Here is a 25,792-nt window from a genome sequence, read left to right as displayed (position 1 = left end):
GGTGGTGCTTCATCCAAGGGCTGCGCTGCAGCCCAGCGTGATCAAGTATCCGCGCCAGCGGTCCATTACACGGCAGGCAAAACCGTGAAGTCCACGCAAGCCCTTGTCTGGGCGAAAAATACTTTTCAGTTATATAAACATTCTTAAATAGTATTTTTAAGAATATCCACGGCTATCTACTATTGCTCTCACGCCACAAGCAGTGCCGCCACTGCGAGGCACTTCTCATTTCAGGAGCAGCACCATGAGCGCATCCCTACGTAGCGTTGACGGCCATGACGAAGCCACCATCTTGCGCGAGATCCAGAGCGCCCTGCGCGATCTGCGCTTTGGTGCGGTAGAGATCACCGTGCACAACGCCCAAGTGGTTCAGATCGAGCGCAAGGAAAAATTCCGCCTGCAGAACCCGAGCAACAAGCCGAGCTGAGGCGTCGCTGGCAACCCGTTTCCAGAAATCCATAAGAACAGCCAACACCAAAAATTTCAGGAGCTCCACCATGTCGTCGATTCGCCGTTACGCTTTGGCCGCTCTGGCCAGTGCCATTTTTGCCGGTTCCGCGGTTGCCAAGGATTACGAGTTGCTGAACGTTTCGTACGACCCGACGCGTGAGCTGTATCAGGACTACAACGCAGAGTTCATCAACTTCTGGAAGAAGGAGCATGCCGGCGACAACGTCAAGATCCAGCAGTCCCATGGTGGCTCCGGCAAGCAAGGGCGGGCGGTGATCGATGGCCTGCGGGCCGACGTGGTGACCCTGGCGCTGGCCGGTGACATCGACGAAATCGCCAAGTTGGGCAAGACCCTGCCTGTTGACTGGCAGAAGCGTCTGCCCGAGGCCAGCACTCCCTACACCTCGACCATCGTGTTCCTGGTGCGCAAGGGCAACCCCAAAGGCATCAAGGACTGGGGCGACCTGACCAAGAACGGTGTTGAAGTCATCACCCCGAATCCCAAAACCTCTGGCGGCGCCCGCTGGAACTTCCTGGCAGCCTGGGCCTACGGTCTCAAGGCCAATGGTGGCGACGAAGCCAAGGCCAAGGAATACGTACAGACCCTGTTCAAGCACGTGCCGGTGCTCGATACCGGTGCTCGCGGCTCGACCATCACCTTCGTCAACAACGGTCAGGGTGACGTGTTGCTGGCCTGGGAAAACGAAGCCTTCCTGGCGCTCAAGGAAGATGGCGGCGCAGACAAGTTCGAAATCGTCGTGCCTTCGCTGTCGATCCTCGCCGAACCGCCGGTCGCGGTGGTCGACAAGAACGCCGAGAAAAAAGGCAACGAGCAGATCGCCGAAGCCTACCTCAAGCACCTGTACAGCCCGGCAGGCCAGGAAATAGCGGCGAAGAACTTCTATCGTCCACGTGACAAGGACGTGTCTGCCAAGTACGCCAAGCAGTTCCCGACCCTGGAGCTGGTAACCATCGACAAGGACTTCGGTGGCTGGAAAACCGCCCAGCCGAAGTTCTTCAATGATGGCGGTGTGTTCGACCAGATTTACCAGGCACAGTAATCTTAAATTGCTATCAACGAGCCCCGGATTTACCTTCGGGGCTTTGTTGTGTTCTTGACCAAGGACTTTTATGTCGCGTCGTATCTCCCCCGTCATACCCGGCTTCGGGCTGACGCTGGGCTACACCTTGGTGTACCTCAGCCTGATTGTGCTCATACCCCTGGCGGCGATGTTCGTCCACGCCGCTCAACTTACCTGGGAGCAGTTCTGGACCATCATCACCGCACCGCGGGTGCTGGCGGCGTTGCAACTGAGCTTTGGCACGGCGCTGTGTGCCGCGATCATCAACGGCATCATCGGCACGCTGCTGGCCTGGGTGCTGGTGCGTTACACCTTCCCGGGACGCAAAATCATCGATGCGATGATCGACCTGCCCTTCGCCTTGCCCACTGCGGTGGCCGGTATCGCGCTCACGGCGCTGTACGCACCCAATGGCTTGGTGGGTCAGTTTGCAGCGGACATGGGATTCAAGATTGCCTATACCCCCCTGGGCATCACCCTTGCCCTGACGTTCGTGACCCTTCCATTCGTGGTACGTACAGTACAACCGGTATTGGCCGATATCCCGCGTGAGATCGAAGAAGCGGCAGCATGCCTGGGGGCTAAACCCTTGCAAGTATTCCGCTACATCCTGCTGCCGGCCTTGTTGCCCGCCTGGTTGACCGGTTTCGCCCTGGCATTTGCCCGGGGTGTCGGGGAGTACGGCTCGGTGATTTTCATTGCCGGTAACATGCCGATGAAAACCGAAATCCTGCCGCTGCTGATCATGGTCAAGCTCGACCAGTACGATTACACCGGCGCCACCTCCATTGGCGTGTTGATGCTGGTGGTTTCCTTTGTCCTGTTGCTGCTGATCAACCTGTTGCAGCGGCGCATCGAAACCCCATAAGGAGGCGCGAACCATGTCCCAATCGTCTATTAGCGCCGCTTCCTCGGCCAACGCTGCCCGTCGTGGCAGCGCCAGCTCACGACGGATCCTGATCGTCCTCGGCTGGCTGATCTTCGCCCTGTTCCTGTTGCTGCCCCTGTTCATCGTGGTGTCCCAGGGCCTGAAACTTGGCCTGGGCGCGTTCTTCGCTGCGATCTTCGAGCCCGACGCCTTGTCCGCCCTGAAACTCACGGTGATCGCAGTACTGATCTCGGTGCCGTTGAACCTGGTGTTCGGCGTCAGTGCCGCCTGGTGCGTGAGCAAGTATTCGTTCCGTGGCAAGAGCATGCTGGTGACCCTGATCGACTTGCCGTTCTCGGTGTCGCCAGTGATCGCCGGCCTGGTCTATGTGCTGATGTTTGGCGCCCAGGGCCTGTTCGGGCCGTGGCTGCAGGACCATGACATCCAGATCGTCTTTGCCTTGCCGGGCATCGTGCTGGCGACAATCTTCGTCACCGTGCCCTTTGTCGCGCGTGAGCTGATCCCGCTGATGCAGGAGCAGGGCACGCAGGAAGAGGAAGCCGCGCGCTTGCTGGGCGCCAACGGCTGGCAGATGTTCTGGCATGTCACCGTGCCGAACACCAAGTGGGGCCTGATCTACGGCGTGGTGCTGTGTACCGCGCGGGCGATGGGCGAGTTCGGTGCGGTGTCGGTGGTTTCCGGGCACATTCGCGGGGTGACCAACACCTTGCCGTTGCACGTCGAGATCCTCTACAACGAGTACAACCACGTCGCCGCGTTTGCCGTTGCGAGCCTGTTGCTGATCCTGGCGCTCTTCATCCTGCTGCTCAAGCAGTGGAGCGAAAACCGTATTAACCGCCTGCGCGCCAGCGCCGCGGAGGAATAATTCATGTCGATCGAAGTGCGTAACGTCAGCAAGAATTTCAACGCGTTCAAGGCGCTGGACAATATCAGCCTGGACATTCAGAGCGGCGAGCTGGTGGCTTTGCTCGGCCCGTCCGGCTGTGGCAAGACCACCCTGCTGCGGATCATCGCCGGGCTGGAAACCCCGGACCAGGGCAACATCGTGTTCCACGGCGAAGACGTCTCCGGCCATGATGTGCGCGATCGCAACGTCGGTTTTGTGTTCCAGCACTACGCGCTGTTTCGCCACATGACGGTGTTCGACAACGTCGCTTTCGGCCTGCGGATGAAACCGAAGAACCAGCGCCCGAGCGAAAGCCAGATCGCCGCCAAGGTCCATGAACTGTTGAACATGGTGCAACTGGATTGGCTGTCGGATCGCTATCCGGAGCAGTTGTCCGGTGGGCAACGCCAACGGATCGCCCTGGCTCGCGCTTTGGCGGTGGAACCCAAGGTGCTGTTGCTCGACGAGCCGTTCGGGGCCCTGGATGCCAAGGTCCGCAAGGAGCTTCGGCGCTGGCTGGCCCGCTTGCACGAAGACATCAACCTGACCTCGGTATTCGTTACCCACGACCAGGAAGAGGCGATGGAAGTCGCTGATCGAATCGTGGTGATGAACAAGGGCGTGATCGAGCAGATCGGCTCACCGGGTGAGGTCTACGAAAATCCGGCCAGCGATTTTGTCTATCACTTCCTCGGCGACTCGAACCGCCTGCACCTGGGTGAAGACAACCACGTGCTGTTCCGTCCCCACGAAGTGTCACTGTCGCGCCATGAACTGGAAGACCATCACGCCGCCGAAGTCCGCGACATTCGCCCCCTGGGCGCCACCACCCGGGTGACCTTGAAGGTGGAAGGCCAGAGTGAGTTGATCGAGGCCGAAGTGGTCAAGGACCACGACAGCCTGACCGGCCTGGCCAAGGGCGAGACCCTGTTCTTCAAACCCAAGGTCTGGCAAAAAGTCTCCAACTTGTAGCAGCCCGTAACAGCTGCTACACAACGTTCATTTCAAGCCGCTTTGCAGCACCAGCACACACCCCAGACCGATCAGGATCGTGCCGCTGAAACGCGGCACGAATCGCTGGCAGCCGGCCGTGGACAAGGGGCCGAGCAACAGCGATGCGCCCAGCACCGCGCCCACGTCGGCGAGGGAAAACACCAGATTGACGAAGCTGCCCAGCAGCAGGAACTGCAGCCAGACCGGTGCCGAGGCAGTGACGTCGACAAATTGCGGCAGGAAGGTCAGGAAAAACAGCGCGGTTTTCGGGTTGAGCACTTCCACCACCACACTGTCTCGCAGCACCCCGGGCTCTTTCGGGGTGTCGGTCGTGGCGGCCTGTCGACTCTTGACGATCATCGATCCCCCCAGCCAGATCAGATAGCCGGCGCCCGCCAGGCGGATCACGTCGAACGCCATCGGCGCGGCATGCAGCAGCGCCGACAAACCGAAGGTGGCTGCCGCAATGTGCGCATAGCAACCCAGGTGAATACCCAGCGCCGCCTTGAGTCCGGCGCGCCGGCCGTGGGCGAGGGTCTGGCTGGTCATGTACAGAATGGCCGGCCCTGGCATGCAGGCGAAGGCCAGGGTGGCGGTGGCGAAGGGAATCCAGAGATGCAGGGACATGGTGGTGCTCTTCCAGTGAGTGATGCCTTCGGGCAGGTTCTGGAAGACGCTGGAGGGAAAGGCCGGGCAGGTCGTGCGAGCAGCGAAGTACCAGAGTCGCAAGGTTAGGGCGGGGGGAAAGGCGGTGAAATACGGCAGTTGTCGTATTTTATCCCGCGGGGCAACGCAGCATGCTTCAGCCCACAGCCAGCCCGAGGCGGACGGCGTACACCGCCAGTTCGGCGGTGTTGTGCAGGTCGAGTTTGCGCATCAGGTTTTCCCGGTGTTTGCGCACGGTCAACGGGCTGATGTGCAGGGCGTCGGCAATGTCGTGCGCGGACTGCCCCGAAGCGACCAGACCGAGGATCTGCTGCTCGCGGCGGGTCAGCCCACCGCCACTGGTTATCAGGTGGGCGTCGGGGGTGCTGCTGCCATGGCCCTCCACCGCGAAGCGCACGGCCACGGCCAGGTAGCGCTGGTTCAGGCGAATGGCATCGATGGCGTCGAACAGCTCATGGCTTTCGTCGGCCTTGGTGACGTAGCCCTGCACGCCCGCTTCGAGCACGCCGCGAATGGTGCTCAACTCGACGTTGGCGGTCAGCACGAGGATTTTCAACCGCGGGTAATCGGCGCGCAGTTGGCGAATGAATTGCAGGCGGTTGACCCCCGGCATACCCAGGTCCAGGAGCAGCAGGTCGACCTGGTGTTGGGCCAGGACGCTGAGGATCGCATCGCTGTGGGCGGCCTCGCCGACCACCTGCAGATCATCGCGGGTGGACAGGAGAAATCTCAGGCCGTCGCGCACGATGCTATGGTCATCGGCAATCAGGACGTTCAGGCGCTTCACTTCCATTTTCAGTCGCTCTTTTTATTGGGATTGGCCATGCCCGAGATTATCCAGCGCAAGTATTTCGTCGATCTGCTGTTTCGACAATCCTACGCGGTGCTGTTTGCCAACTTCGTCATACCCTTGCCGGTGGCGTATGTGTTCAGGCATGCCGTGCCCTTGAGCTGGATCATTGGCTGGATCCTGGCGATGTACGGCCTGACGGCTATCCGGCTGCTGCTCTCGCGAACTTACTTTAGCCAATCCCCACGGATCGACCACCACCAGGCGCAACAGTGGGCCTGGCGGGCATCGGCGCTGTCGTGGATGTCGAGCCTGCTCTGGGGTGTGCTCGGCTGGGTCGGCTTTGCCGCCGGCGATCCACAGTTGCTGGCGTTCACCTGCGTGGTGCTGACCGGCCTGGTGTGTGGAGCGGTGCCCTCACTGTCGGCGTTCCCGCCGGCCTACGCCGGTTCGCTGGTGGCCATGCTGCTGCCCGTCACCCTGCAGTGCCTGCTGCATTCGGGGGAAACCTACACCATCTACCTGTTCTTTCTCGCCTGCCTGGCCGGGGTCAATCTGTATTACAGCCGGGTCACCTACCGCACGCTGTGCGAGACCATCCGCTTGCGCCTGGAAAACGTCGAACTGGTTGGCCGCCTGGAGCAGGAGCGTGATCGCGCGCAGGCTGCCGATCAAGCCAAATCGCGTTTCCTGGCGGCTGCCAGTCATGACTTGCGCCAACCTATCCATGCCCTGGGCCTGTTTGTCGCGGGCCTGGCGGCGCTGGCTGAGCGCGGCGCTGTGCGGGCCGACAAGGCGCGTGAGGTAGCGGCTCGCCTGGGCGCGGTGATCGGCAATCTCGGTAGCCTGCTCAACGGCTTGCTGGACATCTCGCGGCTGGACGCTGGCGTGGTGGTGGTGAAGCGCGAAGCAGTATCGCTGGAACGCTTGTTCATCGACCTGGGCGACGAATTCGAGGCCATCGCCCGCACCCGCCAGTTGCACTGGCGAATCCACCCCAACCACCATTGGGTCGACACCGACCCGGTGTTGCTCAAGCGCATCCTCGATAACCTGCTGTCCAACGCTTTTCGCTACACCGATGGCGGCGGCGTCCTGCTGGGCTGTCGGCGACGGGGCGGGCAGTTGGAGATCCAGGTCTTCGATACCGGGCCGGGCATTGCAGCGGAGTATCGCGGGCAGATTTTCGAAGAGTTCGTCCAGTTGCATAACCCCGAGCGCGACCGCAGCCAAGGGCTCGGCCTGGGCCTGGCGATCGTGCGTCATACCGCGCGCCTGCTGGGGCATGCAACACGCCTGGTCTCGGTGCCAGGGCGTGGTTCGATGTTCTCGATTCGGGTCCCGCTTGCGGCGCCGGCGAGCAGGCCAGCCATCGCGCCGCAGCTGCAACGCTCGGACAATGCCCTGGGCATTCTGATCATCGACGATGAACCCAGCGTGCTGGAGGCCCTGCGCGATTTGCTGGAAGTCTGGGGTCACAGGGTCTACGCGGGCGCCTCGGTGGCGCAGGCCTGTGAGCAGCATGGCGCAGCGAGCGAGACGGGGCGGGCGACGGTGGACCTGATCCTCAGTGACTACCGCCTGAGCGGCATGAGCGGCCTGGAGGCGATCCGCCGCGCCCGGCAGTACCTCGATCAAGCCGTGCCGGCGATCATCATTACCGGTGACACTTCACAGGCGTGCCAGCAAGAGACCGCAGCGAGCAATTTCCGGGTCTTGCAAAAACCCCTCGACGCGGCGGTCTTGCGTGACAGCCTCAAGGCCTGCCTGGATGCTCGAATGGCCCGTTGAACTGCGCCGCCTCAGGCGCGGCCGTGGGTCATGCTGCGCACCGGGCCTGCCCGTTGCTCGATCTGCTCCTTGAGGTCATGGCGCAGGCCCAGCAGGAATGCCAGTTCGGCCACCACGAACAGCGGCCCGACGATCAACCCGCTGACATCATCGACAAACGCCGGTTTGCGTCCTTCGTAGTAATGCCCGACAAACTGGATCACCCAACCCAGCACAAACAGCCCGATGCCGCTGCCCAGCCACACCCCGGTGCTTTGCACCGCGACGACCTGGCCCAGCCACACGGACAGGCCGAGCAGCGCCGTCATGAGCACGCCCAGGCGCACTTCCAGGCGCAGGTAGAACCACGCCGAGGCCAGGGCCACGAGCACTGCCGGCGACAGCCAGAGCCCGGCCACCGACCAGGACGGCCGTGACAGCAGCACCGCGACGGCCACCACAATCAACGGAATCCCGATAAAGTGGCTGGCGATATTGCGCGGGTCACGGTGGTAAGCGGCGTATTGACTGAGGTGGTCAACCAGGCTTTTCATTGTTATTCCTCCTGTAGGGATGTTGATCATGCCCGGAGGCCCGTCGTTGCTCTGTCAGCCAGACGACAATCACTGTGGAGTCTTCATGCAAATACCGGCCTGGCGTGCATGCCTGATGCAGGGGCAGTGGTTCAGCCACCTGCCATCCTGTCTTCAGGATAGCTTGCTGTCCCTGGCGCGCGTGCGGCACTTGTCCGCGGGGCAGCGCCTGTTCGGTCGCGGCGATGCACCCTGTGGCCTGTACGCCGTACTGGAGGGCGCGGTGCGGGTGGGGGCGGTGAGCGAGCAGGGCAAGGAGGCGTTGTTGAGCCTGATCGAAGCGCCGCACTGGTTCGGTGAAATCTGCCTGTTCGACGGCCAGCCACGCACCCATGATGCCTACGCGGTGGGGCCCTGCACCTTGTTGCAGCTGCCACAGGCCGCATTGCTGGCCTATCTCGATCAGCAACCGCAGCACTGGCGGCAACTGGCGCTGCTGATGAGCCACAAACTGCGCCTGACCTTCATCAACCTCGAACAATTGACCCTGCTGGCGGCCCCGGCCCGGGTGGCGCACCGACTGCTGATGATCGCCGATGGCTATGGCGAGATCGAGCCGGCGCGGCGAGTCCTGCAACTGCCTCAGGAGCAACTGGCGTTGCTACTGTCATTGTCGCGCCAGACCACCAACCAGATCCTGCGGGACCTGGAAAGCCAAGGCATTCTCAGCCTGGGTTACGGTGCAATCGAGATCCTCGATGCCCAGCGGTTGCGCGCGCTGGTGCAGCCGTGACGTGCTCGGTTGATCCGAAATAAGCGTTAGTGATGGGCTTTGGCCGCCAAGGCGCCTAGCCTGTAGCGACGAATATTCGAGGTGTGCCATGCGATTGCTGTTAGTGGAAGACGAGCCGGAAATCGCCAAGGCGCTGGCCCAGGGCCTGAGCGAAGCCAGCTACACGGTGGATGTGGCCGACAACGGCATGGCCGGTCGGCGTTTCATCGAGACCGTTGAATATGACCTGATCATTCTCGACGTGATGCTGCCGGGCCTGAACGGCTGGCAACTGTTGCAACAGATCCGCCAGCTCGGTGCGACACCGATACTGTTCCTGACCACCAAGGACGGGATCGAGGACCGTTTGCGTGGCCTGGAACTGCATGAAGATGACTACCTGCTCAAGCCGTTCACCCACAGCGAGTTGGTGGCGCGGGTACGCAAGTTGTTGCGCCGCGATCGCGGGCGCTGACAGTCTTCAGCGCAACCCATCGCGAAACTGCCCCGGTGTCATCCCGGTCCAGCGCTTGAATGCGCGGCTGAAGCTGCTGGTGTCGGCGAATCCCAACAGATAACTGATTTCGCTCAACGAGCACTGCGGGTCGCGCAGGTGCAGCAGGGCCAGGTTCTCGCGGCTTTCGTTGAGCAGGGTGTCGAAGCGACAGCCCTCGTCCGCCAGGTGCCGTTGCAGGCTGCGCAGGCTCAGGTGCAGGGCCTGGGCGATGCGTTCGGCGCTGGGTTCGCCTTCGGGCAGTTGCTCCTCGATGGCGTCGCGAACCTTGCGCTCCCAGGTCAGTGGCTTGAGTTGCGCCAGGGTGCGCTTGAGCACGGTCTCGTTGTGCTCGGCCAGTTCCGGGTTGGCGTCGTCCAGGTGACTGTCGAAATCCTCCAGGGAAAACTCCAGGCGATCCTCTTCTGCGGCGAAGTACACCGGTGCGCGGAACACCTTGTGCCAGGGATGGGGGTCGGCCGGCTCCGCACGCCGCAAGTACACCGCCAGTGGCGCGTATTCGCGGCCCAGGCGGTTGCGGCAGGTGCGCACATAGATCGCGGCGAAGGCATCGAGGGCTTCTGGAGCCGGCGCCGGGCTGTCGGCGGGGACTTTGAGGGTGAAGCAGTAGCGGTCCTCAGCCCGGCTCAAGTGCAGTTCGAGGGCATCACTGACGACCTGGTGATAACGCACGATGCGCTCGAACACTTCGCGCAGGCTGCCACTCGCCACCAGCGCATAGCCCAGTGCGTGAAAAGTGGTCGGGCTGACGAACCGCGAGACCCGTAGGCCGATCGCCGGGTCGCCACTGGCCTGGACGGCCAGTTCCCACAGGCGCGTGGTGGCCGAGAGTGGATACCGCGCGTTGGGGTCGTCCATCAATTGTGGGTCGAGCCCGGCTTGCCGGCACAGCACATCGCTGTCGAAGCCCAGGGCATCGAGTTGTTTGCGCAGGGCGCGGGTCCAGCTGGCGAGTGAGGTGGGTTCAATCATGATGATTGGCGCTTCCGGTCAACAGGTTGGCGTTCACAGCTAGCGCCCAACGCGACCGCACAGGGCAGGATGCGAACATCAATAACCAGAGGATGGAAGCATGCACGGTACTTCTGCAAGTCCCGAACGCCTGAATGCACAACAACGATCGGCGCATATTCGTGAAGTGGTGCTCGCCAAGGGCGTCGAGCTGCGCCAGCGTTACCCGCTCCTGCTGCATCAGGATGCGCTTGGCGCCGGCATCCTGGCCTTTGCCCTGGCCGGGATGGTCGGTTCGGCGGCGCTGTACATCAGCGGGCACATGGCCTGGTGGGTGTGCCTGCTGCTCAACGCTTTTTTTGCCTCGCTGACCCATGAGCTGGAGCACGACCTGATCCACAGCATGTACTTTCGCAAGCAGCGGCTGCCGCACAACCTGATGATGGGACTGGTCTGGCTGGCACGCCCGAGCACCATCAACCCGTGGATCCGCCGTCACCTGCACCTCAATCACCACAAGGTATCCGGCACCGAGAGCGACATGGAAGAGCGCGCCATCACCAACGGTGAGCCATGGGGCATCGCTCGGTTGCTGATGGTCGGCGATAACCTGATGTCGGCCTTTATCCGCATGCTGCGAGCCAAGACCTGGGCGCACAAGCTGAGCATTGTCCAGCGCAGCCTCAAGGTCTATGCGCCGCTGGCACTGCTGCATTGGGGCGCCTGGTACGTGTTCCTCGGCTTTCATGGGATCAACGGCATCGCCTGGCTGATGGGCACTGCGGTGGAGTGGTCAGCGAGCACCCTGGCGGTGATGCAGGTGATCGATATCGCCGTGGTGGTGATCATTGGTCCCAACGTGCTGCGCACCTTCTGCCTGCACTTCGTCAGTTCGAACATGCACTATTACGGCGATATCGAGGCCGGTAACGTGATCCAGCAGACCCAGGTGCTCAACCCGTGGTGGATGTGGCCGATGCAAGCGTTCTGCTGCAACTTCGGCAGCAGCCACGGCATTCACCATTTTGTGGTCAAGGAGCCGTTCTACATCCGCCAGTTGACTGTGCCGGTGGCACATAAGGTGATGCGTGAGATGGGGGTGCGGTTCAATGATTTCGGGACCTTCGGCCGCGCCAACCGGTTTACCCGCAAGGAGCAGGTGGCGGGGGAAGAAGTGCGTACCGTGCGGGCTTGATGGGTTGTCTGTAATGGCTCCATCGCGGGCAAGCCCGCTCCCACAAATGGAGGGGGTGTATGCAAAAAAGCTAGCCCCAACAACCATTGTGGGAGCGGGCTCGCCCGCGATGGCGGTGTGTCAGGCCACTTCAGTCCGGCTGGAACGGTGAAGCGCTGAGGATCACCCCGGTCTCCTCCACATACCTCTGCCAATGCCCGATCAGCGCGCTGAGCTTGTCGGGCTGGCTCGCTGCCAGGTCGTGGATTTCCCCCGGGTCGCTGCCCAGGTCATACAGCTGCCAGGTTGCCGGCCCGACGGGCCCGGGGATGTACACCGCCTTCCATTGTCCCTGGCGAATCGCCCGCCGACCGAACAGTTCCCAGCCAGTCACCGTGTGCTCGTCGTGGACCTGGGTGGTCTCGCCAGACAGGAACCCCAGCCACGATTTACCGCGCAACTCGGCCACCTGCTTGCCGCGCCAGACTTTACCCGGATGGCGTACGCCGGCCAGGTCGAGAATGGTCGGGGTGATATCCATCACCGTGGAAAATCCATGGCTGATCCGCCCCTTGAGCGCAAGCGCCGGGTAGTGCACCAGCGCCGGCACGCGGATCCCGCCTTCGGTGGTGAAGGCCTTGAACAGGCGTGATGGCGCGGTGGCAGTCTGCGCCCAGTTCGGCCCATACCAGACGTAGGAGTTGGCGCGGCCAATGTTGTCCAGGCTGTTGTCGTAATGCTGGTTGAGGTAGGTCAGCAGCTCCGGGCCGAACTTGGGAAACGCTTCGAGCAACGCGCCTTCGGCTCCGTTGTCGGACATGAACAGGATAAAGGTGTTGTCCAGCTGGCCCTGGTTGCGCAGGTAGTCGACCACCCGGCCGATGTTCCAGTCCATGCGTTCGACCATCGCCGCGTAGACCTCCATGGCCCGCGCGGATACCTGCCGCTGTTCGTCGCTCAGGGCTTCCCATTGGGCGCTGAGCGCGAGCACTGGATGCGGTTCGACATCGGCGTCGATCAGGCCCAGGGCCTTGAGCTTTTCCAGGCGTTCCTGGCGCAGCACTTCGGGGCCGGCGTCATAGCGGCCACGGTATTTCTCCACCACCTCGGCCGGTGCCTGCAACGGCCAGTGTGGCGCGGAAAACGGCAGGTAGGCGAAGAACGGCCGGCTCTGGTCACGCTCCTTGAGGTACTGCAGCAACTTGTCGCCGAAGGCATCGGAAGAATAGAAATCCTTGGGCAACTGGTCGATGAATCGATCGTCTTCGATGTACAGCGCTGGCGTCGATTTCAACAGGCCGGGGGTCTGCTCATCGTAGGTCGGTTCAAAACCGTAGTGGTTGGCCGCCCCTGGCAGCAACGAGAACGAACGCTCGAAACCACGGGCATGGGGCGCCAGTTCGGCGGTCAGGCCCAGGTGCCATTTGCCGCTCATCAGCGTCTGGTAGCCAGCCTCGCGCAGCAGTTCGGGCAAGGCCACCACACGGTCGTTGAGGTAGCCTTCGTAGCCCGGCTTGCCGATCAACTCGGGCGTCAGCGCTTCGGCCATGGTGCCGATACCGGCGATGTGGTGGTCGGTGCCGGTGAGCAGCATCGAGCGGGTCGGCGAGCAGGTTGGTGCGGTATGAAAATCGGTCAGGCGCAAGCCGTTGTTCGCCAGGGCGTCGAGGTTCGGCGTGGCGATTTCACCGCCGAAGGCGCCGAGGTCGGAGAACCCCAGGTCGTCGGCCAGGATTACCAGGAAATTGGGACGTTGCGGCATCAGGGACTCCTCGTTAGCAAGCAATGAACGTCAGCGGCAGGTTGCGGATCTGCTCGGGGACGGGCGGTTGGTAGTGGTCGTCGCTGGTCAATTCGTGCAGCAACTCTTCGCGCAGTTGATGGAAGTCGAAACTGCTGCGCTGGCGCGGGTGGGGCAGGCTGATGTTGACCACCTGCTTGATGCGCCCGGGGCGCGGCTCCATGACCACCACCCGGTCGGCGAGGAAGATCGCTTCCTCGACATCGTGGGTGACCAGCACCGTGGTGATCCTGGCCCGGCGGCGGATCGCCAGAAGCTCATCCTGCATCTGCTGGCGGGTCAGTGCGTCAAGGGCGCCAAAGGGTTCGTCGAGCAACAGGATCCGTGGGCTGGCCACCAGCCCGCGAGCGATCGCCACCCGTTGCGCCATGCCGCCCGAGAGCTGGTGCGGGTAGGCGCGGGTGAAGTCGCTGAGCCCGACCAGGGTTATGAAATCAGCGATCCGCCGTTGCCGTTGCGCCGCGCTCAACGGTTCGTTGACCAAGCCCAGGCCGATGTTTTCCTCGACCGTCAGCCAGGGAAACAGGCGGTGTTCCTGGAACACGATGCCGCGCTCGCCGCCGATCCCGGTCACGGCCTTGCCGTCGACGCTGATGTGCCCGCGAAATTGCGTGTCCAGTCCCACCAGCAAGCGCAGCAGGGTGGACTTGCCGCAGCCGCTGGAGCCGACAATCGCGACAAACTCGCCCTCGGCGATGTCCAGGTTGAATTCGTGGATCGCTTCCAGTTCGACGCCATCGACGTCGAAGGTCTTGCCCACGTGGTTGAAGCTGACAATCGGAGCGGTCATGCGTGCCTCCAGCGCGTAGCGCGGGTTTCAAGGAGTTGGCCAAGCAGGTTGAGCAGGGCACCGGTCAGGCCGACCAGGAGCATGCCGGCCATGATCAGGTCCATGCGCAGCAGTTGCTGGGCGCCGATCATCTGGCTGCCGATGCCGCCGTTGGACGGCATGAAGTACTCAGCGCCGATGGTCCCGAGCCAGGCATAGATCAGGCTCAGGCGCAGCCCGGCGAAGATCCCCGGGGCGGCCCCCGGCAGGATCAGTCGCCGCAAACGCTGGCGCAGGTTCAGGCGCAACACCCGCGCCGCTTCATCGAGGTGCGGCGAGAGATTGGCAACGCTGCGCTGGGTGGCGATGAACAATGGAAAGAACGCGGCGAGGGCAACGAACACATACTTGGCCGCTTCCCCCAGGCCGAACCAGGCGGTGAGCAGCGGTACCCAGGCGAAAATGGCGATCTGCCGGATGGCGGCCAGGCTCGGCCCGAGCAAGCGCTCACTGAACGATGACAAGCCGAGCAACAGGCCCAGTGCAAAGCCCAGGCTCCCGCCCAGCAGCAATCCGCCGAGGGTCCGGCTCAGGCTCAGGGCCATGCCCCCCAGCAGCGTGCCATCGCCCAGGCCGCCCACGGCGGTGAGCAGCACGGTCCAGGGGCTGACCAGGATATTGGCATCGACCCACGCCTGATCCGTCGCCACCTGCCACACCACCAGCAAGGCCAGCGGCAGCAGCCAGGGTTGCAGGCGTTGCCAGCCCTGGTAGCGCGGGCCCCGGGTAATCTGTGCGGTGGGTGGGTGTGGCCAGTGCACCAGCTTGCGGTCCAGCAGGCCGATGCCGCGATCCATGGCCACGCCAATCACGCCGATCACCACGATGCACACGAACACGATGTCGAGCATGAACAGTTGGCGCGCCCAGACCATCAGGTAACCGATGCCTTCGCTCGAAGCCAGCAACTCGACCGCCAGCAAGGAGGTCCAGCCGGCCGCCAGCGCCAGGCGTACCCCAGCCATGAAGGCCGGCAGGGCCGCCGGCAGGACCAGGCGGCGGATCAACAGGTGACGGGGCAGGCGCAACACGGCGGCGGCCTCACGCAATTTCGGCTGCGCGTCACGCACCCCGACCAAGGTGTGCAGGGTTACGGGGACTACGATGGCCTTGATCAGGACCACCAGTTTCAACACTTCACCGATGCCGAAAAACACCATGAACAGCGGGATCCAGGCCAAGGTCGGCACCTGCGCCAAGGCAGCGAAAGTGGGGAACACCAGGCGCTCCAGGCGCCGGCTGAAACCCAGTGCGGCGCCCAGAACGGCACCCGCGCTGATCCCCGCCAGCAGGCCCCAGAACAGGCGCTGCAGGCTGATCGCCAGATGACTCCACAACTCACCACCCGCCAGTTCCACCGCGCTGCTCCAGACCAGCGTCGGCGGTGGCAGGATCTGCTCGCTCATCCACTGATTGCGGCTAGCCAGCCACCACAGGGCAAACAGGCCCAGAGGCAGCAGCCAGGGCAGGACGCGCTGGCTGAGGTTCGGCCACAGCCGGCGCGGGTTCAACGGCGGGGCGGCCAGTGGCAGGGTCAGCAGGGAAACACGGGCCATGGGTGATCTCCGTTGTCGGGATGGGCAAAGTCTTTTTATGTGAATTTGATCTATTAAAAATAAAATCAATGCTATTGGGAGATAAGAGAGGCCATTTAAGGCCTGTCCCTGCCACGCATCCAATGCATTCGAAGAATATTTTTGATGCTGTTGCTGCATACCGCGCTGAGAGCAGCGTTTTGGCTGGTGTATGCGTTTTGGTTATTAAAATGTGAATTTTTAGTATTTAAGTCTTTAGTCCGACTGTGTCTACTTTCGGCTCCTAAACGCCCGTCGTAATCAGGAGCCGCACCCTATGAACACTCCCTTCAAACGCGTCATCAATCTGTTTGCCGCGGGCGTGCTCGCTGGCCTGGCGTTGAATGTCAGCGCCGCCGAACTCACGCAAATCCGTATCGCCGTGCCCGACCTCAGTGCCGGTACCCAGCACAGTGGAGGCGGGCTGACCGATGTGTTGCGCACCCAGCAGATTTTCGAGAAAGCCTTCGCCGAACAGGGGGTCGAGATCCAGTGGAACTACTTCAAGGGCGCGGGCCCGGTGATCAATGAAGCCTTCGCCAACGGGCAAGTCGACCTGGCGTACCTGGGTGACCTGGCAGCGATTATCGGCAAGTCCAACGGCCTCGATACCCGCTTGCTCAGCGCCACGGCGCGGGGGATCAAGCACTACCTGGGCGTGGTCCCGGGCTCGGGGGTCAAGACCCTGCAAGACCTCAAGGGCAAGCGCGTGGCGATCTTCCGTGGTACCGCCAGCCAGCTGTCATTCGATGCCGCACTGGCCAGCCAGGGCCTGAGCGAGAAGGACTTCAAGGTCATCAACCTGGACTTCAACGCGGCCGTGGCGGCGCTCGCGGCCAAGCAGATCGACGCCTCGTGGGGCGGCTCCGGGCTGACCGCGCTGCAGGCCCGGGGCCTGGCCGAACTGCCGCTCAACACCAAGGACCTGGGTGGGGCGGGCAGTATCCAGGCGGTACTGGTGGGCAGCGGCAAGTTTGTCGACGAGCATCCCGAAGCCGTGGCCAAGCTACTCAAGGCCCAGGAACACGCCGTGCAATGGCTGACCCAGGACAGCAACAAGGACGCCTACATCGAACTGGTCTCGGGTCTGGCCAGCTACCCGCCGCTGATTCTGCAGCAGGACCTCAAGGACCAGAAACTCAGTGAGGTCTTCCCCTCGACCCTGGACCCGGTGTTCCTCGGCAAATTGCAGGACGCCGTCGACCTGGCCGCGCAGCAGAAGCTGATTCGCAAGCCGTTCAAGGTCAGTGAGTGGGTGGCGCCACCGTTGGCTGCGGCCAAATTGTAAGGCCGCGATTAAACAGCCACGGCCATGTCCTGTTTATCTACCGCCACCAGGGTTTCGATCAGTGCCCGCGCCGCCGGTGACAAGCGAAAGCCGGTGCGGCTGACGATGCCGCAGCGGGCGTTCATGCTCTCGATGTTCTGCGGCAGGTTGCGCCAGTGCAACAGCGCCAGCGAGCCCTGGGCGATGTCTTCGACAAAAGCTTCTTCGGTGCCGACGCCAATTGCGTTGGACTGCAGCACGATCTTCACCAGCGCCGGAAAATGCTCGGTCTCGATGGTCGGGGAAAAATCGGTGCGGCCGCTGAGGTTGGCCAACAGTTTGCGAATGCCCGGCGGGATCAGTGTGGTTGCCAGCGGGTAGTCGAACATGTCGTTGGTCGACAGGCTTTCCTTGGCCAGCAACGGATGCCCCGGACGGCAGAAAAACACCCCGCGCTTGGGGGTCAGGGCGCGGGTCTGGAAGTTCGGGTCGGCCTCGAAATGGCGGATGTCGGCGATGAAAAACTCGATCTCTTCACGGCTCAGCGCACGGCTGAGTTTTTCCCAGTTATCCACTTGAAAACAGGTGCGCACCTTCGGGTGCGCGTTGACGAATTGCGCCACGGCATCCGGCACCAGTTTCACCGCCGGCGCCGGGCCACAGCCAAAGTGCACTTCACCGGCATCGAGCTTGGTCATCTGTGTCACTTGCGCGCTGAGCAACGCCGCGCCCTGGACCAGGGTCAAGGCGTGTTGCAACACCACCTGGCCCTCGGGGGTGGGGCGCAGGTCCTTGTTGCCGCGGTCCACCAGCACGCAACCGAACTCCTGCTCCAGGCCCTGGATACTGCGGCTGAAGGCCGGCTGGGTGATGCCCATGGCGTCGGCGGCGCGGACAAAACTGCGGTGCTCGTTGAGGGCGATGAAGTAACGCAACTGGCGAAGATCCATATGCTTTTCCGGCATCCTAAAAATAGCTCGAAGGCATTTGCGACGAGGGTTGCCTGAGGTTTTAAATGCAAGCTCTTATTCCGTCAACGAAGCATGTGTATATCTATTAGACCTAAATTGAATATAGATAGAGCGTTGTTTCGCCGTCGGCAAACCGTCAGCAATCCGATCGAGGGTGTCCCCATGAGCAATGCCGCTTTCGCTGTAAAACCTGCAGTCCACGCGCTTGAAATCCATCCGGTGGCTGGCCGTATCGGTGCCGAGATTCGAGGTGTGCAGCTCTCCGGTGAGCTGGATGCCGCCACTGTCGAGGCGATCCAGCAGGCGCTGCTGCAGTACAAAGTGATCTTCTTTCGCGAACAGACCCACCTCGACGATCAGCGTCAGGAAGCCTTTGCCCATCTGCTCGGCGAGCCGGTGGCGCACCCCACCGTGCCGGTGCGCGACGGCACCCGCTACCTGCTCGAGTTGGACGGCGCCCAGGGTCAGCGGGCCAACTCCTGGCACACCGACGTGACCTTCGTCGACGCCTACCCGAAGGCTTCGATCCTGCGTTCAGTGCTCGCCCCTACTTCCGGTGGCGACACGGTCTGGGCCAATACTGCCAGCGCCTATGACGAGCTGGCGCCGGAACTGCGGGCGCTGGCCGATCAGTTGTGGGCGGTGCACAGCAACGAATATGACTACGCGGGCGCCAAGCCGGATGTCTCGGCGGAAAAGCTGGAGCGCTATCGCAAGATCTTTACCTCAACCGTGTTCGAGACCGAGCACCCGGTGGTGCGCGTCCACCCGATCAGTGGCGAGAAGAGCTTGTTGCTGGGGCACTTTGTCAAACGCATCAAGGGTTATTCCCAGGCCGACTCGGCGCACCTGTTCAACCTGCTGCAAAGCCACGTCACGCGCCTGGAAAACACCGTGCGCTGGCGCTGGCAGGCAGGTGATGTGGCGATCTGGGACAACCGCTCGACTCAGCATTACGCAGTGGATGACTACGGTACCCAGGAGCGTATCGTGCGCCGCGTGACGCTCAGGGGCGAGGTGCCGGTGGGGGTAGCGGGGCAGCGTAGCCAGACCATCCGGGGTGCTGAGATTAGCGTTGTTTGACAGGGCTTCATCGCGAGCAGGCTCGCTCCCACAGGAATTGGTGCAAGGCCTGTGGTAGCGGGCGCTCGCTTGCGGGCTGTTCGCGATGTTTTTTCACCACACGCCAATCTGCACCATTTTCTCAGTCTGTGGCTCACCGTAGCGAAACCGCTGGCCGCGCAGATCAATTTCCGGATGGCTGATGGTGGTCCGGCGCTTCAGCCCTCGCAGCCATTCGAACAGATACCCCGCATGCTCTTCGCGCACGGACGCATACACCGGGTCGGCACCGAGATCGCGCAGCTCCTGCGGATCATTGTGCAGATCAAAAAGCTGCGGCCGGAAACCATCGTACGCCAGGTATTTCCAGCGCTCGCTGCGCACCATGGTCATGCGGCAACGGTCGATCGGTTGCGCCAGGCGTTCGCGGGCCGGGGCCTGGAACGCATAGTCGTATTCGCTGATGGCGTAGCGGCGCCAGTCAGTTGGTGCGCCATGTAGCAGCGGGATCAGCGAGCGGCCTTCGAGGCGATGCTCAGCTGTCGGCAAGCCCAAGGCCTGAAGGAACGTCGGCAAGGCATCGATGGTTTCCACCAGGCGCTCATCCACCGAACCACGGCTGACGTGCGCAGCGGCTCGCGGGTCGCGCACGATCAATGGCACACCCACCGCCGGCTCCAGCAGGAACTCCTTTTCTCCCAGGTAATGGTCGCCGAGAAAGTCACCGTGATCGCTGGTGAACACGATCAAGGTGTCATCCCAGCGGCCGTTGCTCTGGAGGAAGTCGAACAGCCGCCCGAGCTGATCGTCCACCTGCTTGATCAGGCCCATGTAGGTCGGGATCACATTCAAGCGCACCTCGTCCCGGGAGAAGTTCAGGCTCTCTTCGTGTTGGCGAAAGGCGGCATACACCGGGTGGTCGCTCTCCTCACCCGCGGCCGCGCGCACGGCGGGCAGCACCTGGTCTGCGCGGTACAGCGCGTGGTACGGCGCGGGTGCGATGTACGGCCAGTGCGGCTTGATATACGACAGGTGCAGGCACCAGGGTTGGTCCTGTTGTTCGCGGATAAAGTCGATGGCGCGGTCGGTGGTGTGCACGGTTTCCGAGTGCTGCTCGGGAATCCGCGCGGGCAGGTGAGCGTTGCGCATCTTCCAACCGCTGCGCAGTTCACCCTGCTCATCCGCACCGGCATTGGCCCATTCGTGCCACGGGTTGTTGCCGCCGAAGCCGAGTTCACGCAGGTAGTGGGTGTAGGGCGCCGATTCGCGTTTGTCGTCGAACAGCGGGTCGTCGGGGAAAATCCCGTCGTGGCGAAAGTAGGGTTCGAAGCCGACCTCGTTCAACACCTCGGCCTCGGCACTGGCCGGGTCGATGGCCAGCCGTTGCTGAGCGTCCAGGTTGGGCGTGGCGTGGGTCTTGCCGACCAGCGCGGTGCGAATGCCGTGGGGCCGCAGGTAGTCGCCGATGGTCAGCTCTTCAAGGGGCAGGGGCACGGCGTTCCACGCCACTTGATGGCTGCTGACATAGCGCCCGGTGTAGGCCGACATCCGCGACGGCCCACAAATCGTGCCCTGGGTATAGGCGCGACTGAAACGCACGCCGGCCGCGGCCAGGCGATCGATGTTCGGTGTGTGCAGATGGGGGTGGCCGTAGCAGGACAGGTAATCGCGGCGCAGTTGGTCGCACATGATGTACAGCACATTGCGCACGGGGGGTTGGGCATTGGACATGGGCGTCACCGATCGAAAGACAGGTGAGGGATTTCGCCTTGGGCAGCGGGTTGGGGCAAGTGCATTCGGGGAATGGTTTTGATGCAGTGACTGCAACAGCAAGGCTTGCCCGCGATGACATTCGCTTAGACCGCGACGTACTCCAGCGAACACACGTCCTCATCCCGCTCATCAATCGCCTTGATCTGTTCGATCATCGCCTCGGCCAGCGGCGATAGCCGATACCCCGCGCGGCTGACGATCCCATAGCGGGTGTACAGCTCCTCCAGGTCGTCGGCCAGGCCTTCGACTTTCAGGCACACCAGGTCGCCTTTGGCGTGATGCAGCGCATCGCTGTAGGCGCCGACAATCCCGATGGCATCCGAGCGCAGCACCACGCCCAGCAGGCTGTAGCTGTTTTCGCATTCCACGTTGGGCGTGAAGTCCGGGCGGCCGCTGAGGTCGACGATGACCTTGCGCAGGTTCGGCGGGCGAATGGTCACCGCCATCGGGTAGCTCATCAACTGCGCCGCGCTGACCGAGGCAAGACCCGCCAACGGATGCCCGGCACGGCAGCAGAAATGCCATTTGCGCGGGCGCAGGCGTTGGGTCAGGTAGTCCGGGTTGGCTTCGAACTGGCGGGTGTCGGCGACGAAAAATTCGAACTCGTCGCTGAGCAGGCGTTTGCACAGGCTTTGCCAGTCGTCCACCTGGAACTGTACCCGCGCCTTGGGATAGCGCCCGATGAAGCTGCCGATGGCCCGGGGAATCAGGCCGGCCGCCGGGGCGGGGCCGCAACCGAAGCGCAGCTCTCCGGCTTCCAGGCCATTGAACTGACTGATCTCGTTGGCCATTTGCTGCGCACCGCTGACCAGTCGCCGCGCATGTTCGAGCAGCACCTGGCCCTGTTTGGTCGGCGCCAGGTCCTTGCGCCCGCGGTCCACTAATTGGCAGCCGACGCTGTGCTCCAGCGCCTGGATGCTGCGGCTGAACGCCGACTGCGACAGGTTCACCGCCTGGGCACCCGCGACGAAGCTGCGCTGATCGGCGAGGGCGATGAAGTGCCTGAGTTGGCGCAGATCGATATGCATTTTTCACATAAAAAATATCGGGGAAATGCATTGGATATGCATTAGGTCGACTCCTTATAAAGGCAATCTCTTATGCAGTAAATCTTTGTAAAAACATAAATAAATAACTTAAAAGAATATACAGGGTGTGTATTTCTTGACCAGGAGCCGTCCCATGCGTGCATCGAAACTCGCCTCACCCCTAGCGCCCCGACGGCTCAAACGCCTGCCGCTGGCCCTGTTACTGGCTGGCAGTGCGAGCTGGACCCAAGCCTATGCCGCCGACACCACCGGCGCTGAACCCGGCACGCCGGCAGCTACCGCCACGGGCAAGACCAAGGCCAGCGGCGGGCAGTTGGAGACCGTGACCGTCACCGCGCGACGCCGTGAAGAAAGTGCGCAGGCCGTGCCGACCCCGATGAGTGTGATCGGTGGCCAGGCCCTGGAGAGCCAGCGGGTGTATCGCATCCAGGACCTGCAGCAACTGGTGCCCAGCGTCAACGTGGCCTACATGCATGCCCGCCAGTCCAGCGTGTCGATCCGTGGCCTGGGCAACAACCCGGCCAGCGACGGCCTGGAAGGCAGCGTCGGCCTGTACATCGATAACGTCTATCTGGGACGCCCGGGGATGGCGGTGTTCGACCTGATGGACATCGAGCAACTGGAGGTTCTGCGCGGGCCCCAGGGCACCTTGTTCGGCAAGAACACCACGGCCGGGGTGATCAATATCAGTACCCGGGCACCGAGCTTCACCCCGGAGCGCAGCATCGAAACCTCGGTCGGCGAAGACGGCTATTTCCAGACCAAGGGCACGATATCCGGGCCGCTCAACGACGAGCTGGCGGGGCGTTTTTCGGCCTATCGGACCCGCAGCGACGGCGACATCAAGAACGAGTACGACGGCCATGACTTGAACGGCGGTTCACGCGAGGGTTTTCGTGGGCAGCTGCTGTACAAGCCCAACGAGAGCTTCAACCTGCGCTGGATCGGCGACTACAACGAAGAAGACTCGAGTGCCGGCACCCGCGTGCTCTACAGCACCGGGCCGACCATCAATGGGGTCAATGTCTACCAGGCGCGCGCTGCGGCGGCGGGGGCGACGTTGGTCGACGGCAGCCATCGCAAGGTCAATCTGAACAACGACCAGCACGTCACGGTGTTCCAGGGCGGTACCTCCCTGGAGGCCAACTGGACCTTGCCGAACGACTTCACCCTGACCTCGATCAGTTCCTATCGCTGGTGGAATTTCACCCCGCGCAACGACGATGGCTTGAATGTCTCGGCCACCTACAACGCCGGCGTGTCGGTGGAAGACAAGCAGTACTCCCAGGAATTTCGCCTGGCGTCGCCCACCGGCGGCTTCTTTGACTACGTGCTCGGGGCCTACTACTTCGGTTCGAACCTGGATAACCGCTCCTTCGCCTACTACGGGCCCCAGGCGGATATCTGGAACGGTACGCCACGCGGGGCCCTGGCCAACGTGACGAGCCTTGGCGATGGCCATATCGAAACCAACAGCTTCGCGCTGTTCGCCCAAGGTACCTGGCACCTTACCGAGCGCCTGGACTTTACCGCTGGCCTGCGCGGTACCTACGAGGAGAAGAGCGCCTGGGTCAGTCGTGATGCGCCCGTTGGCGGCGCTGGCGTGACCGGCGCTGCGGCCAACGTGCGCAACGGTCGAACCGGGGCCTACGACTCGGGGGACCTGAACCAGTACAGCACCAGCCCGTCAGGCTTGCTCAACCTCAGCTATCGCTTTACCGATGACTTGCTGGGTTACGCCACGCTGTCCCACGGCGAGAAATCCGGTGGGGTCAACTTGACGGTAGGTTCGGCACCAGTGGCCGGCGCCGACTCCTTGCTGGTGGGTACCGAGCGCGCCAACAACGCCGAACTGGGCTTCAAGAGCACGCTCTGGGACCGCCGCCTGCAGCTTAACGCCAACCTGTTCTGGACCCAGGTCAACGGCTACCAGACCAACGCCTATGACGACGTCAATCGTGTGCAGTACCTGACCAACGCCGGTTCCGTGCGCTCGCGCGGCGTGGAAGTGGAGAGCACCCTGGTGCCGTTGCGCGGCCTGACTCTGAACCTCAACGGCTCGTACAACGACGTCAGTTACCTCTCCTACAAGGATGCCCCATGCCCGCCGGAAGTCAGCCTGGCACCGGGCGCGCCGGCGGCGTGTGACCTCAGCGGCCACCAGGTGGTCGGGGCTTCGAAGTGGATCGGCAACGCCAACGGTGAATACAAGTGGAACCTGGACAACGGCCTCGAGGAGTACGTCACCGCCAGCTATGCCTTCCGTTCCAAGGCGGTCGGTACGGTCGAGGATTCCGACTACGGGCAGATCCCCAGCTATGCCGTGGTCAACCTCTCCACCGGCTTTCGCGGCGACTTCCATGAGGGGCAGTGGGATGTCTCGCTGTGGCTGAAAAACGCCTTCGACAAGACCTACTACACCACCCTCTGGACCGGCGGCAACGGCGCCTACGAAGGCTTGCTCGGCACGCCGCGAACCCTGGGTGTCACCGGCCGCTACGACTTCTAACCCCCTTGAACAGGAGTTGCACCATGTTGCATACCAAGACCGCGCTGGCGGTGCTGCTGTCCAGCGTCGTGATGGCCTCGGCGGCACTCGCCGCACCGAGTGTCTACCCCACCGGCGTCACCCGTTACGACCCGGCCAAGGCGTACAACCAGTACGTGATTTTCAGCGGCGCGGACAAACAGACCCACCTGATCGATATGAATGGCAACGCCGTGAAAACCTGGCCACAGGCCGGTTTTCCTTCGGCGATCATCGACCCGCAACTGGTGGGCGGCGAGCGCGGACGAGTGTTGCTGCAACTCAGTGACAAAGACCCAGGCAAGCTCGGATCGGCAGGTAACGGCCTGGGCAACCAGAGCGTCGGCGAGCTGGACTGGAACGGCAAGGTGGTCTGGCAGTGGGGCGACCAGGCCCCCGGTGGCGCGGCGCAACAGCACCACGATCAACGACGGCTGAAAAATGGCAACACCCTGGTGCTGGCGAACAAGGTGCATGCAGTGCCGGGTTTCAAGGTGCCGGAGGTGATCGACGATGCGATCTATGAAGTCAGCCCTCAAGGTGAAGTGAAATGGCAGTGGCTGGCGTCCGAGCACCTCACCGAGTTTGGCTTCACACCCGCGCAATTGAAGTTGGTGCATGCCAGCAAGGACCCGGACTACCTGCACATCAACAACCTCAGTGTCGTGGGGCCGAACAAGTGGTTCGACGCCGGTGACAAACGTTTTGCACCGGACAATCTGCTGATCGACTCACGCAACGCCAACTTCATCGCGATCATCGACAAAAACAGCGGCAAGGTGGTCTGGCACCTGGGGCCGAACCTGCCGCCGATCAACCCGAAAACCGCCGGGCAGGTGCCGCGAGCCGTGGATCAATTCGTCGGCCAGCATGACGCCCATATCATTGGCCCCGGATTGCCGGGGGCGGGCAACCTGCTGGTGTTCGACAACCAGGGTACGGCGGGGTATCCCTCGGTGCCCCTGGGGCTGATCTCGGGCTCACGGGTGCTGGAAATCGATCCGCTCAGCCAACAGATCGTCTGGCAGTACAGCGCCGCCAATTCCAGGCAGCCGGGGTGGGCGTTCTACAGTTCGTTCATCAGCAGCGCGCGGCGCTTGCCCAACGGCAATACCTTGATCGACGAGGGCATGCACGGGCGCTTTTTCCAGGTAACCCAAGGCGGTGAGAACGTCTGGGAGTACGTCAGCCCTTACCTGGGCAAGGCGCCAGGCAGCGACGCGCTGAGCAACTGGGTGTACCGCGCATTGCCGGTGAGTTACGACTGGGTGCCGGTGGGCACGCCGCGTTCGGAAACGGCGGTGATTGTCCCGGCCCCGGCGGTCCAGCAGGCCAGCGCCAGTCGCTGAGCAGGGGCTGATGGAGCTGAGGATCGGCCGCAGGTTCAAGCCCAGCGCCACCAGCAAGGCCCAGCCGGCGAAGTGCTTGAGGCGTGATTAGGTTAGCGGGCCGGCGGGTGGGGTGTCATG

Annotated in this window: 23 protein-coding genes; 13 read left to right on the top strand and 10 right to left on the bottom strand. The window is 62.6% G+C overall.

From position 1 onward, the window contains the following. The first annotated feature begins 244 nt into the window (after positions 1-244). The 5 genes from oscA to CKW24_RS23560 all read left to right on the top strand — a co-directional run bounded on the left by oscA (position 245) and on the right by CKW24_RS23560 (position 4,279). Complete coding sequence (oscA, locus tag CKW24_RS23580; RefSeq protein WP_095170681.1) at positions 245-427, top strand: sulfur starvation response protein OscA; 183 nt, start codon at positions 245-247, stop codon at positions 425-427. A gap of 70 nt (positions 428-497) precedes the next feature. Further along, positions 498-1,511: a sulfate ABC transporter substrate-binding protein gene (locus CKW24_RS23575; RefSeq protein ID WP_095170679.1), complete on the top strand. Its 1,014-nt coding sequence runs from the start codon at positions 498-500 to the stop codon at positions 1,509-1,511. A gap of 70 nt (positions 1,512-1,581) precedes the next feature. Beyond that, a complete protein-coding gene (cysT, locus tag CKW24_RS23570) occupies positions 1,582-2,400 on the top strand; it encodes a sulfate ABC transporter permease subunit CysT (RefSeq protein ID WP_095170677.1) in 819 nt (272 codons plus the stop codon). Positions 2,401-2,413: 13 nt separating this feature from the next. After that, entirely contained in the window at positions 2,414-3,286 is an 873-nt protein-coding gene (cysW, locus tag CKW24_RS23565; RefSeq protein ID WP_095170675.1) for a sulfate ABC transporter permease subunit CysW, read from the top strand. A gap of 3 nt (positions 3,287-3,289) precedes the next feature. After that, complete coding sequence (locus CKW24_RS23560) at positions 3,290-4,279, top strand: sulfate/molybdate ABC transporter ATP-binding protein (protein WP_095170673.1); 990 nt, start codon at positions 3,290-3,292, stop codon at positions 4,277-4,279. Positions 4,280-4,306: 27 nt separating this feature from the next. On the opposite strand, the gene CKW24_RS23555 is transcribed toward CKW24_RS23560, so the two are convergent. After that, the gene (locus tag CKW24_RS23555; protein WP_095170671.1) at positions 4,307-4,927 is read right to left on the bottom strand and encodes a LysE family translocator; all 621 of its coding nucleotides are present in this window, start codon (positions 4,925-4,927) and stop codon (positions 4,307-4,309) included. Positions 4,928-5,102: 175 nt separating this feature from the next. Further along, entirely contained in the window at positions 5,103-5,759 is a 657-nt protein-coding gene (locus tag CKW24_RS23550; protein WP_095170669.1) for a response regulator transcription factor, read from the bottom strand. A gap of 30 nt (positions 5,760-5,789) precedes the next feature. Between CKW24_RS23550 and CKW24_RS23545 the strand changes: the two genes are divergently transcribed. Beyond that, entirely contained in the window at positions 5,790-7,547 is a 1,758-nt protein-coding gene (locus CKW24_RS23545) for a hybrid sensor histidine kinase/response regulator (protein WP_095170705.1), read from the top strand. 11 nt (positions 7,548-7,558) lie between these two features. Here the strand turns inward: CKW24_RS23545 and CKW24_RS23540 are convergent, their stop codons facing one another. Continuing rightward, positions 7,559-8,080 (bottom strand): DUF962 domain-containing protein, encoded by a 522-nt coding sequence (locus tag CKW24_RS23540; RefSeq protein WP_095170667.1) that lies wholly within the window; start codon positions 8,078-8,080, stop codon positions 7,559-7,561. A gap of 85 nt (positions 8,081-8,165) precedes the next feature. Between CKW24_RS23540 and CKW24_RS23535 the strand changes: the two genes are divergently transcribed. Then, on the top strand, positions 8,166-8,852 hold the full coding sequence (locus CKW24_RS23535; RefSeq protein ID WP_095170666.1) for a Crp/Fnr family transcriptional regulator: 687 nt from the start codon (positions 8,166-8,168) through the stop codon (positions 8,850-8,852). Between the two features lie 88 nt (positions 8,853-8,940). Then, a complete protein-coding gene (locus CKW24_RS23530; RefSeq protein ID WP_095170664.1) occupies positions 8,941-9,306 on the top strand; it encodes a response regulator in 366 nt (121 codons plus the stop codon). A 6-nt stretch (positions 9,307-9,312) separates the two neighbouring features. On the opposite strand, the gene CKW24_RS23525 is transcribed toward CKW24_RS23530, so the two are convergent. After that, positions 9,313-10,317 carry an AraC family transcriptional regulator gene (locus CKW24_RS23525; RefSeq protein WP_095170662.1) on the bottom strand — a complete coding sequence of 335 codons (1,005 nt, stop codon included), beginning with the start codon at positions 10,315-10,317 and terminating at the stop codon, positions 9,313-9,315. Positions 10,318-10,417: 100 nt separating this feature from the next. Here CKW24_RS23525 and CKW24_RS23520 point away from each other — a divergent pair, with 100 nt between their 5' ends. Then, positions 10,418-11,491 (top strand): fatty acid desaturase, encoded by a 1,074-nt coding sequence (locus tag CKW24_RS23520; RefSeq protein WP_095170661.1) that lies wholly within the window; start codon positions 10,418-10,420, stop codon positions 11,489-11,491. Between the two features lie 130 nt (positions 11,492-11,621). Here the strand turns inward: CKW24_RS23520 and CKW24_RS23515 are convergent, their stop codons facing one another. The 3 genes from CKW24_RS23515 to CKW24_RS23505 are packed head-to-tail and all read right to left on the bottom strand — an operon-like array spanning position 11,622 to position 15,656. Then, positions 11,622-13,232: an arylsulfatase gene (locus CKW24_RS23515; RefSeq protein WP_095170659.1), complete on the bottom strand. Its 1,611-nt coding sequence runs from the start codon at positions 13,230-13,232 to the stop codon at positions 11,622-11,624. Positions 13,233-13,245: 13 nt separating this feature from the next. After that, a complete protein-coding gene (locus CKW24_RS23510; protein ID WP_095170657.1) occupies positions 13,246-14,061 on the bottom strand; it encodes an ABC transporter ATP-binding protein in 816 nt (271 codons plus the stop codon). Continuing rightward, positions 14,058-15,656, bottom strand: coding sequence for an ABC transporter permease (locus tag CKW24_RS23505; RefSeq protein ID WP_095170656.1), 1,599 nt, complete (start codon positions 15,654-15,656; stop codon positions 14,058-14,060). The genes CKW24_RS23510 and CKW24_RS23505 overlap by 4 nt, the downstream gene beginning before the upstream one ends. Positions 15,657-15,951: 295 nt before the next feature. Here CKW24_RS23505 and CKW24_RS23500 point away from each other — a divergent pair, with 295 nt between their 5' ends. Beyond that, positions 15,952-16,962, top strand: coding sequence for an ABC transporter substrate-binding protein (locus CKW24_RS23500; protein WP_095170654.1), 1,011 nt, complete (start codon positions 15,952-15,954; stop codon positions 16,960-16,962). A gap of 8 nt (positions 16,963-16,970) precedes the next feature. On the opposite strand, the gene CKW24_RS23495 is transcribed toward CKW24_RS23500, so the two are convergent. Further along, positions 16,971-17,891 carry a LysR family transcriptional regulator gene (locus CKW24_RS23495; RefSeq protein ID WP_095170652.1) on the bottom strand — a complete coding sequence of 307 codons (921 nt, stop codon included), beginning with the start codon at positions 17,889-17,891 and terminating at the stop codon, positions 16,971-16,973. A gap of 183 nt (positions 17,892-18,074) precedes the next feature. On the opposite strand from CKW24_RS23495, the gene CKW24_RS23490 reads away from it, so the two are divergent. Next, the gene (locus CKW24_RS23490) at positions 18,075-18,995 is read left to right on the top strand and encodes a TauD/TfdA family dioxygenase (RefSeq protein ID WP_095170704.1); all 921 of its coding nucleotides are present in this window, start codon (positions 18,075-18,077) and stop codon (positions 18,993-18,995) included. 93 nt (positions 18,996-19,088) lie between these two features. On the opposite strand, the gene CKW24_RS23485 is transcribed toward CKW24_RS23490, so the two are convergent. Continuing rightward, positions 19,089-20,705: an alkaline phosphatase family protein gene (locus CKW24_RS23485; protein WP_095170650.1), complete on the bottom strand. Its 1,617-nt coding sequence runs from the start codon at positions 20,703-20,705 to the stop codon at positions 19,089-19,091. A 125-nt stretch (positions 20,706-20,830) separates the two neighbouring features. After that, complete coding sequence (locus CKW24_RS23480; RefSeq protein WP_095170648.1) at positions 20,831-21,775, bottom strand: LysR family transcriptional regulator; 945 nt, start codon at positions 21,773-21,775, stop codon at positions 20,831-20,833. Positions 21,776-21,929: 154 nt separating this feature from the next. On the opposite strand from CKW24_RS23480, the gene CKW24_RS23475 reads away from it, so the two are divergent. Beyond that, positions 21,930-24,305, top strand: a complete 2,376-nt coding sequence (locus tag CKW24_RS23475; protein ID WP_095170647.1) for a TonB-dependent receptor — start codon at positions 21,930-21,932, stop codon at positions 24,303-24,305. A 23-nt stretch (positions 24,306-24,328) separates the two neighbouring features. After that, positions 24,329-25,672 (top strand): aryl-sulfate sulfotransferase, encoded by a 1,344-nt coding sequence (locus CKW24_RS23470; RefSeq protein WP_095170645.1) that lies wholly within the window; start codon positions 24,329-24,331, stop codon positions 25,670-25,672. The last annotated feature ends 120 nt before the right edge of the window (positions 25,673-25,792 follow it).

The organism is Pseudomonas sp. Irchel 3H3, from assembly GCF_900187635.1.
Lineage (GTDB): Bacteria > Pseudomonadota > Gammaproteobacteria > Pseudomonadales > Pseudomonadaceae > Aquipseudomonas.
Note: the sequence above shows the minus strand (reverse complement) of the source record. Positions and strands in the feature narration are given on the sequence as shown.